The organism is Halomonas sp. BC2 (genome assembly GCF_002078115.1).
Classification (GTDB): Bacteria; Pseudomonadota; Gammaproteobacteria; order Pseudomonadales; family Halomonadaceae; genus Vreelandella; species Vreelandella stevensii.
The window spans coordinates 73,427-81,128 of sequence record NZ_LFGT01000026.1 but is presented as its reverse complement, the minus strand read 5'-3'; the positions used below and the strand labels follow the sequence as shown (position 1 = coordinate 81,128).

9 protein-coding genes are annotated in these 7,702 nt (G+C 60.0%); 4 read left to right on the top strand and 5 right to left on the bottom strand.

The features are described from left to right. From B7L71_RS15230 to B7L71_RS15215, 4 genes are all read left to right on the top strand, one after another. The coding region (locus B7L71_RS15230; RefSeq protein ID WP_081138957.1) for a hypothetical protein at nt 1-377 on the top strand (377 nt) is incomplete at its 5' end. Next, on the top strand, nt 374-1,441 hold the full coding sequence (gene holA / locus B7L71_RS15225) for a DNA polymerase III subunit delta (RefSeq protein WP_081138956.1): 1,068 nt from the start codon (nt 374-376) through the stop codon (nt 1,439-1,441). The genes B7L71_RS15230 and holA, both read left to right, overlap by 4 nt. A gap of 100 nt (nt 1,442-1,541) precedes the next feature. Next, nucleotides 1,542-1,940, top strand: a complete 399-nt coding sequence (locus tag B7L71_RS15220) for a PA2779 family protein (protein ID WP_081138954.1) — start codon at nt 1,542-1,544, stop codon at nt 1,938-1,940. Then, nucleotides 1,918-2,880, top strand: a complete 963-nt coding sequence (locus tag B7L71_RS15215; RefSeq protein WP_081138953.1) for a PA2778 family cysteine peptidase — start codon at nt 1,918-1,920, stop codon at nt 2,878-2,880. Before B7L71_RS15220 ends, B7L71_RS15215 begins: the two co-directional genes overlap by 23 nt. A gap of 370 nt (nt 2,881-3,250) precedes the next feature. Here the strand turns inward: B7L71_RS15215 and sthA are convergent, their stop codons facing one another. The 5 genes from sthA to B7L71_RS15190 form a co-directional block, all read right to left on the bottom strand. Then, on the bottom strand, nt 3,251-4,642 hold the full coding sequence (sthA, locus tag B7L71_RS15210) for a Si-specific NAD(P)(+) transhydrogenase (protein WP_081138951.1): 1,392 nt from the start codon (nt 4,640-4,642) through the stop codon (nt 3,251-3,253). 33 nt (nt 4,643-4,675) lie between these two features. Continuing rightward, a complete protein-coding gene (gene nqrM, locus B7L71_RS15205; RefSeq protein ID WP_081138950.1) occupies nt 4,676-4,930 on the bottom strand; it encodes a (Na+)-NQR maturation NqrM in 255 nt (84 codons plus the stop codon). Nucleotides 4,931-5,111: 181 nt separating this feature from the next. Beyond that, nucleotides 5,112-6,344 (bottom strand): NADH:ubiquinone reductase (Na(+)-transporting) subunit F, encoded by a 1,233-nt coding sequence (gene nqrF, locus B7L71_RS15200; RefSeq protein ID WP_081138948.1) that lies wholly within the window; start codon nt 6,342-6,344, stop codon nt 5,112-5,114. A gap of 70 nt (nt 6,345-6,414) precedes the next feature. Next, nucleotides 6,415-7,032 carry an NADH:ubiquinone reductase (Na(+)-transporting) subunit E gene (gene nqrE, locus B7L71_RS15195; RefSeq protein ID WP_039179812.1) on the bottom strand — a complete coding sequence of 206 codons (618 nt, stop codon included), beginning with the start codon at nt 7,030-7,032 and terminating at the stop codon, nt 6,415-6,417. A 1-nt stretch (nt 7,033) separates the two neighbouring features. Then, nucleotides 7,034-7,702, bottom strand: a complete 669-nt coding sequence (locus tag B7L71_RS15190) for an NADH:ubiquinone reductase (Na(+)-transporting) subunit D (protein ID WP_081138947.1) — start codon at nt 7,700-7,702, stop codon at nt 7,034-7,036.

The following is a 7,702-nucleotide window of genomic DNA, read 5'->3' as shown; positions in this document are numbered from 1 at the left end:
TGGAGGGGGATGCCAACAGCACCCTCGCCCAACAGCTGCGCACCCGTCTGCAGCAGCTGGGCAGCGAGGTGGAAAACGGCGCGCCCTGGCGCGTCACTCTGGGCACCCCTTCCCTTCAGGAGCGGCGCATCGGGACCGATGGCCGTGCCAGCCGTGAGCATGAGCTGACGCTGAGCACGTCGCTGTCGGTGCAGCAGCGGGAAACCAATGCCTACGCCCTGAACAACGCCACGCTGAGTACCAGCACGCGGATTCGCGTCAGCGATGACGACCTGCTGAACCGCGAGACGCTGTTCCAGGAAGCCGAGCAGACCCTGACTCGCCAGCTGGCCCAGCGCATCGTCGAGCGGTTGGCCAACCTCGAGGCGCTGCGGTGAAGGTATTTGCCGACCAGCTGCCTGCGGCCCTGGCCAAGAAGCTGCCCAAGGCGGTGATCGTGGCGGGAGACGAGCCGTTGCAGCACCGCGATGCCTGCGATGCGGTACGTGCAGCGGCGCGCCAGGCCGGTATCGAAGAGCGCGAAGTGCTCGATGTGGAGCCCAACTTTGCCTGGGGGCGGCTATTGGAAACGGCCAGCAACCTGTCGCTGTTCGCATCCAACAAGCTGCTGGAGCTGCGCCTGGGCAGCCACAAGCTGGGGCAGGATGGTAGCAAGGCGCTGGCCCAGTACGCCGAACTGATAGAGGGCAGCGATGACCTGCTGTTGATCAGCATGGGCAAGGTCGATGCCAAGCAGCAGAAGTCGGCCTGGTTCAAGGCGCTGGACAAGCACGGTCTGTTCGTACCGGTCTGGCCGGTCGATGCCTCGCGGCTGGGCTACTGGCTGCGTGACCGGGCGGCCCTGCATGGCCTGCAGCTGGACCTGGACGCCGCCAGGCTGCTGGGCGAACGTACCGAAGGTAACCTGCTGGCCGCCGATCAGGAGCTACAGAAACTGGCGCTGATGCACCCGGCCCAGGCCCGCCTGGGGGTCGAAAGCATCGCCCAGGGCGTGGAAGACAGCTCGCGTTTCGATGTCTTCAACCTGGCGGATGCCTGCCTGAAGGGGGAGCCCAGCCGCGCCTCGCGCATCGTCAACGGCCTGAAAAGCGAAGGCGTGGAAGCGCCTATCGTGCTGTGGGCACTGACCCGCGAGCTGCGCACCCTGCTCTCGCTGCATCAGCATCTGGATCAAGGGCAGAGCTTCGAGCACGCCTGCAAAAGCCAGAAGCCGATGATTTTCGACAAGCGCCGCCCGGCGTACCAGAAAGCCATTCAGCGGCTGCCCATGAAGCGGCTGCACAAGCTGTTGCTGATGGCCCAGCGGCTCGACCTGGCCGTGAAAGGCGCCTCGCCGGTGCCGCTTTGGGCGGGGCTTCACGATCTGGCCATGAGCATGGCAGGCGCCCGGGGCATTCTCTCGGAAACCCCCTGGACCTACCGGATTAGTGCAAATAATTAGCACTTTGCCATTTTGCCTTAAATCTCATGATGTTTGTTTCTATACTATTGATTCAAGCGCTAAAAACGCTTGCTCCCCGACCAGTCTAAGGAAGAAGACGATGAAAACAGTGCGTGCTTACCTCGCGACCCTTTTGATTGCTGCGTTAGTGCTGGCCAGCCTGCCTGTCGTGGCGGCCCCCACCGCCCCTCAAGGTATGGATCTGGTATCGACGCAGTCTGTTTTAGCAGGCGACCGTGCCGGTGCGGACCGCGAGCGCATCAATGAAATCCTCGCCCGTGCCGATGTGCAGGATCAACTGCTAAAGCAGGGTGTGAACCCCGCCGATGTGGAAGCCCGTGTGGCGGCGCTGAGTGATGCAGAAGCCCAACAGATGGCCAAACAGCTGGAAGAACTGCCGGCCGGTGCGGGCGTGATCGGAGCCCTGTTTGCGGTCTTCATCATTCTGCTGATCACCGACATTCTCGGGTTGACCGATGTCTATCCGTTTACCCGCTAAGCGCCTCGGCCTGCTCCACCGCTTGTTCAACGCCCGCACTGCGGGCGTTTTAGCGTTGGTCGTGCTGCTTGGTGGTTGTGCCCGCGCCCCCGTGCTGCTGGAAAGCACCCAGCGCGACCTGCCGCCGCAAACCGAGCTGCAAGACGTGCCGTTCTTCGCCCAGACCGAATACCAGTGTGGCCCCGCCACTCTGGCCATGGTGTTGACCCATGAAGGGGTGGACACCAGCGTCGATGAGCTGATCCCCCAGGTGTTCATTCCGGGGCGGGATGGCAGCGTGCAACCGGAAATGCTGGCCACGGTGCGTCGCCAGGAACGGCTGGCGATCCCCATTCGCGCCACCATGGATGCCCTTCTGGGCCACCTGGCGGCGGGTGATCCGGTAGTGGTCATGCAGAACCTGGCGCTGCCCGCCTTCCCCATGTGGCACTACGCGGTGGCCATTGGCTACGACCTGCCCGATGAAACGCTGTTGCTGCGTAGCGGCGAGATCGAGCGCCACCGCCTGTCGTTCAGCCGCTTCGATGCCACCTGGGCGCGCAGCCAGCGCTGGGGGTTCGTGGTCAGCCAGCCGGGCACGCTGCCCGAAGGTGTCACGGCGCGCAATGCGTTAGAGGCCATTAGCGCCTTTGAAGAGCAGCACGGATCAGAGAAAACGCTGAGCAGTTGGCAAGCATTCAGTGAACGCTTCCCGCAAAACCCTACAGGGCAATTTGCGCTGGGCAATGCGCTGTATGCCGATGGCCAGCCCGAAGCCGCCCTGGCCGCCTTCGAGACGGCCACGAGCCTCGACCCGGAGATGGGTGCTGCGTGGCTCAACCTGGCCATCCTGCAGTTTCAGCAAGCGCGCCTTGCAGACGCCAGAGCATCGCTTACCCAAGCCGCTTCCCTTGAAGGCGAATGGCAGCCCCGGGCTAGACAGCTTTTGGAAACGCTATAACGTCGCCCCGAAGAGCCGTTAGGCCGACGATAGTGGGTAAAGCCTTGAAGGTAACTCGTAGGAAAGCGTCGCAGGAGTAAAGAGTCGCGGGAGGGAGCTTCAGCTCGCGATGGGGGCCTGGCCAGGGCGCCTGACGGCACCATTCGCCCGCTGAAGCGGCCTCCCACAGAAGCGTGAAGCCTGAAATGCACTCGTGGGAGGGAGCTTCAGCTCGCGACGGTGAAGCCTGAAACGCACCCGTGGGAGGGAGCTTCAGCTCGCGATGGGGGCCTGGCCGAGGCGTCTGACGACGCCATTCGCCCGCTAAAGCGGCCTCCCACCTAAGCTGATCGGTGGGGCCACCCTTTTCAGAAAGGCCCGTCCTGACCGCTTAGAACACCCGGTTCAGACCATTTTGCGCCGCCACTCGGTAGGCTTCTGCCATGGTGGGGTAATTGAAGGTGGTGTTGACGAAGTACTTGAGCGTATTGGCCTTGCCCTCCTGCTGCATGATGGCCATGCCGATGTGCAGGATCTCCGATGCCTGGTCGCCAAAGCAGTGGATACCGAGAATCTCCAGGGTGTCCTGGTGGAACAGGATCTTCAGCATGCCGACCGTATCGCCGGTGATCTGGGCACGGGCGGTATCCTTGAAAAACGCCTTGCCGACTTCGTAAGGCACTTTCGCTTCGGTAAGCTCGCGCTCATTGGGGCCAAAGGAGCTGATTTCAGGAATGGTATAGATACCGGTCGGCACGTCGCTGACGAAACGGTACTCCTTCTCCAGCAGCTCGTTGCACGAGTTGAGCCCCTGATCGTAGGCGGCACTGGCCAGGCTTGGCCAACCAATCACGTCGCCAGCGGCATAGATATGCGGAATCCCCGTGCGGTAGTGTTCATCCACGCTCAGCTGGCCGCGACCATTGGCCTCCAGGCCGATGTTCTCGAGCCCCAGGCTGTCGGTGTTGCCGGTGCGGCCGTTGGCCCACAGGAAGGCATCGGCGCGGATTTTCTTGCCGGATTTGAGGCGCACCACTACGCCGGCTTCATCGCCTTCGACACTGGCGTACTCTTCGTTGTGACGAATCAGCACGCCGTGCTTGCGCAGATGATACGACAGCGCATCGCTGATCTCGTCGTCCAGGAACGACAGCAGGCTATCGCGGTTGTTGATCAAGTCCACCTTGACGCCCAGGCCGGAAAAGATCGAGGCGTATTCACAGCCGATGACCCCGGCACCAAAAATCACCAGGGTGCGCGGCGTATGCGACAGACTGAGAATGGTATCCGAGCAGTAGATGCGCGGGTGGCGGAAGTTGATGTCTGCCGGGCGGTAAGGCCGAGAGCCCGTGGCAATGACGATCTTCTTGGCCACCAGCTCTTCCATGCCTTCCTGGCGGTCACGCACCACCACGGTGTGGTCGTCCTTGAAGCGGGCAACGCCATGGAACAGGTCGATGCGGTTACGCGCATAGAAGGTGGTGCGCATTTCGACCTGTTTGTCGATGGTGCCGCGAGAGCGCTCCATCACTTTGGGAAACGAGAACCAGCGGGGTTCACCGATGTCGCGGAACATGCGGTTGGTGTTGAAGGCCATGATCTGCTTGACCTGATGGCGCAACGCCTTGGAAGGAATCGTGCCCCAGTGGGTACAGTTGCCCCCTACCTGCGCCTGCTTTTCGATGATGGCCACGCGCATGCCATGCTTGGCTGCGTTGATGGCAGCGCTCTCGCCAGCCGGGCCAGTACCGATGACCACGACATCATAATTGTGAACCGCCATAGGGTTTCGTTCTCCTTGAAAATAAACGGGAGCTTAGCGACGCGTGGCATCGTAGCCCAGGTCGGCACCGCGGCTCTCGTCGCTGCGACGGCGCGCACTGCTACGCTTGCGGTTCTCTTCCTCGCATACTTCGTCCTTGCCGCCGCAGATATCGCAGCCATCTTTCAAACCGAGCTGGTTGAGCCCGCCACAGGAGCCTGCAATGGGCTTGCGTCCCATCAGTACGCCCACCGCCATTGCGGTCATTACCAGCGCCATGAAGCCAAATACCAGTAGCCAGATTGCCATGATGTTCTCCCAGCAGTGTTGCTAGCATCGTTGAATGGTCACACCTGCCGACCACGGTTGGGCCAATAAGTGCCTTGAAAGTTGGCCCTATTGTACCTCAGCCAACACAAAATGATCAGGCATAAACGCCAACGGGGCTGACCCGAAGGTCAGCCCCGTTGTGGAGCGCGTCTGCGCTACCTTAGCCGCCGAAGTCATCCAGCAGGATGTTTTCCGGCTCGACTCCCATATCAAGCAGCAGCTTGATGACGGAAGCGTTCATCATGGGCGGCCCACACATGTAGTACTCGCAATCTTCAGGCGCCGGGTGGTCCTTCAGATAGTTTTCGTACAGCACGTTGTGGATGAAGCCCGTCGGGCCTTCCCAGTTGTCTTCCGGCTGCGGATCGGACAGCGCCAGATGCCACTTGAAGTTCGGGAACTCTTCGGCCAACTGGTCGTACTCTTCGTTGTAGAAGGTCTCGCGCCAGGAGCGCGCACCGTACCAGAACGAAATCTTGCGGTCCGACTTCAGTCGCTTGAGCTGGTCGAAGATATGGCTACGCATCGGGGCCATACCGGCACCACCACCGATGAAGACCATTTCCGCGTCGGTGTCCTTGGCGAAGAACTCACCAAACGGACCCATGACCGTTACCTTGTCACCCGGCTTCAGGTTGAAGACGTAGGTAGACATCAGGCCAGGCGGATGGCTGCTGCCGGGAGGCGGCGTGGCGATACGGATGTTGAACTTGAGGAGGCCTTTCTCTTCCGGATAGTTCGCCATGGAGTAGGCGCGGATGACTTCCTCGTTGTTCTTGTGGGTAATATCGAACAGGCCGAATTTTTCCCAGTCGCCACGATACTCTTCTTCGATGTCGAAATCGGAGAACTTGATATCGTAAGGCGGTGCCACCAGCTGCACGTAACCACCCGCACGGAAGGCCACTTCTTCACCTTCGGGCAGCTTCAGGTTCAGCTCCTTGATGAAGGTCGCCACGTTGGGGTTGGCGGTGACTTCGGTTTCCCACTTCTTCACGCCGAAGACTTCTTCCGGCACTTCCACTTTCATGTCCTGCTTCACAGGTACCTGACAGGAAAGACGCCAGCCCTCTTTCTTCTCACGCATGGTGAAGTGAGATTCTTCGGTGGGCAGGATCGAGCCGCCGCCCTCTTCCACTCGGCATTTACACTGGGCGCAAGAACCGCCGCCACCACAGGCAGACGACAGGAAGATGCCGTTGGCCGCCAGGGTGTTCAGCAGCTTGCCGCCAGCCTGGGTTCTCAGGGTGTGCTCGGGGTCGCCGTTGACTTCGATCGTCACGTCCCCGCTACTCACTAGCTTGCTTCGCGCTGCCAGAATGATCGCCGTCAAGCTGATGACGATGATCGTGAACATGACAACACCGAGCAAGATGACAGATGTATCAACCATGTCGGTTTCCTATTGCTGAAGGTTTTCTGTACCTCGGCAGCCCAGGGGCTGCCGAGAAAACCGGCTCCGATTACAGCTGGATGCCCGAGAAGGACATGAAGCCCAGTGACATCAAGCCAACGGTGATGAACGTGATGCCCAGACCCTGCAGGCCGCCAGGCACGTCGCTATACTTCAGCTTCTCGCGGATACCGGCCAGCGCGGTAATGGCCAGCGCCCAGCCTACTCCCGAACCGAAGCCGTACATGACGGATTCGCCGAAGTTGTAGTTACGCTCCACCATGAACAGTACGCCACCAAGAATGGCGCAGTTTACGGTGATCAGCGGCAGGAATACGCCCAGCGCGTTGTACAGCGCAGGTACGTATTTATCCAGGAACATCTCCAGGATCTGCACCAGCGCAGCAATAACGCCGATGTAGCTCAGCAGGCCAAGGAACGAGAGGTCGATATTCTCTGCACCGCTGATACCCGTCCAGGTCAGTGCACCCTCTGCCAGCAGCAGGTTGAATACCAGGTTGTTCACCGGTACGGCAATGGTCAGTACCACGATGACCGCGATGCCCAGACCGAATGCCGCCGAGACCTTCTTGGAAACCGCCAGGAAGGTACACATCCCGAGGAAGAAAGCCAGCGCCAGGTTCTCGACGAAAACCGAAGCAACGAAAAGGCTTAGATAGTGTTCCATGTTACACAGCCTCCTTCGGCTTGGTGTTGTGCTTCATCTTGAACTCGTTGTCTTCTACCTGCTCGGGGTTGTAGGCACGAATTGCCCAGATCAACAGACCGATGATGAAGAAGGCAGACGGCGGCAGCAGCAGCAGACCGTTCGGCACGTACCAGCCGCCGTTTTGCACGGTGGGCAGTACGGTGAAGCCGAAGATGCTGCCCGCACCCAGCAGTTCACGGAAGAAGCCAACGACCATCAGAACAAAACCGTAGCCCAGGCCGTTACCAATACCGTCCAGGAAGGACATGCCGGGAGAGTTGGTCATGGCAAAACCTTCTGCACGTCCCATGACAATACAGTTGGTGATGATCAGACCGACGAAGACCGACAGCTGCTTGGACATTTCGTAGGCGTAGGCTTTCAGAATCTGATCGACCACGATAACCAGCGAGGCGATGATCGTCATCTGAACGATGATACGGATCGAGGAAGGAATGTGATTCCGAATCAACGATACGAACAGGTTCGAGAAAGCCGTTACGAAGATTACCGCCAGGGCCATGACCAGCGATACGCTCATGCTGGTGGTTACCGCCAGCGCAGAACAAATACCGAGGATCTGCAGGGCAATCGGGTTATTCTTGAAGATCGGCGCCGTCAAGACGCTTTTTGCATTTACGTCCGCCAT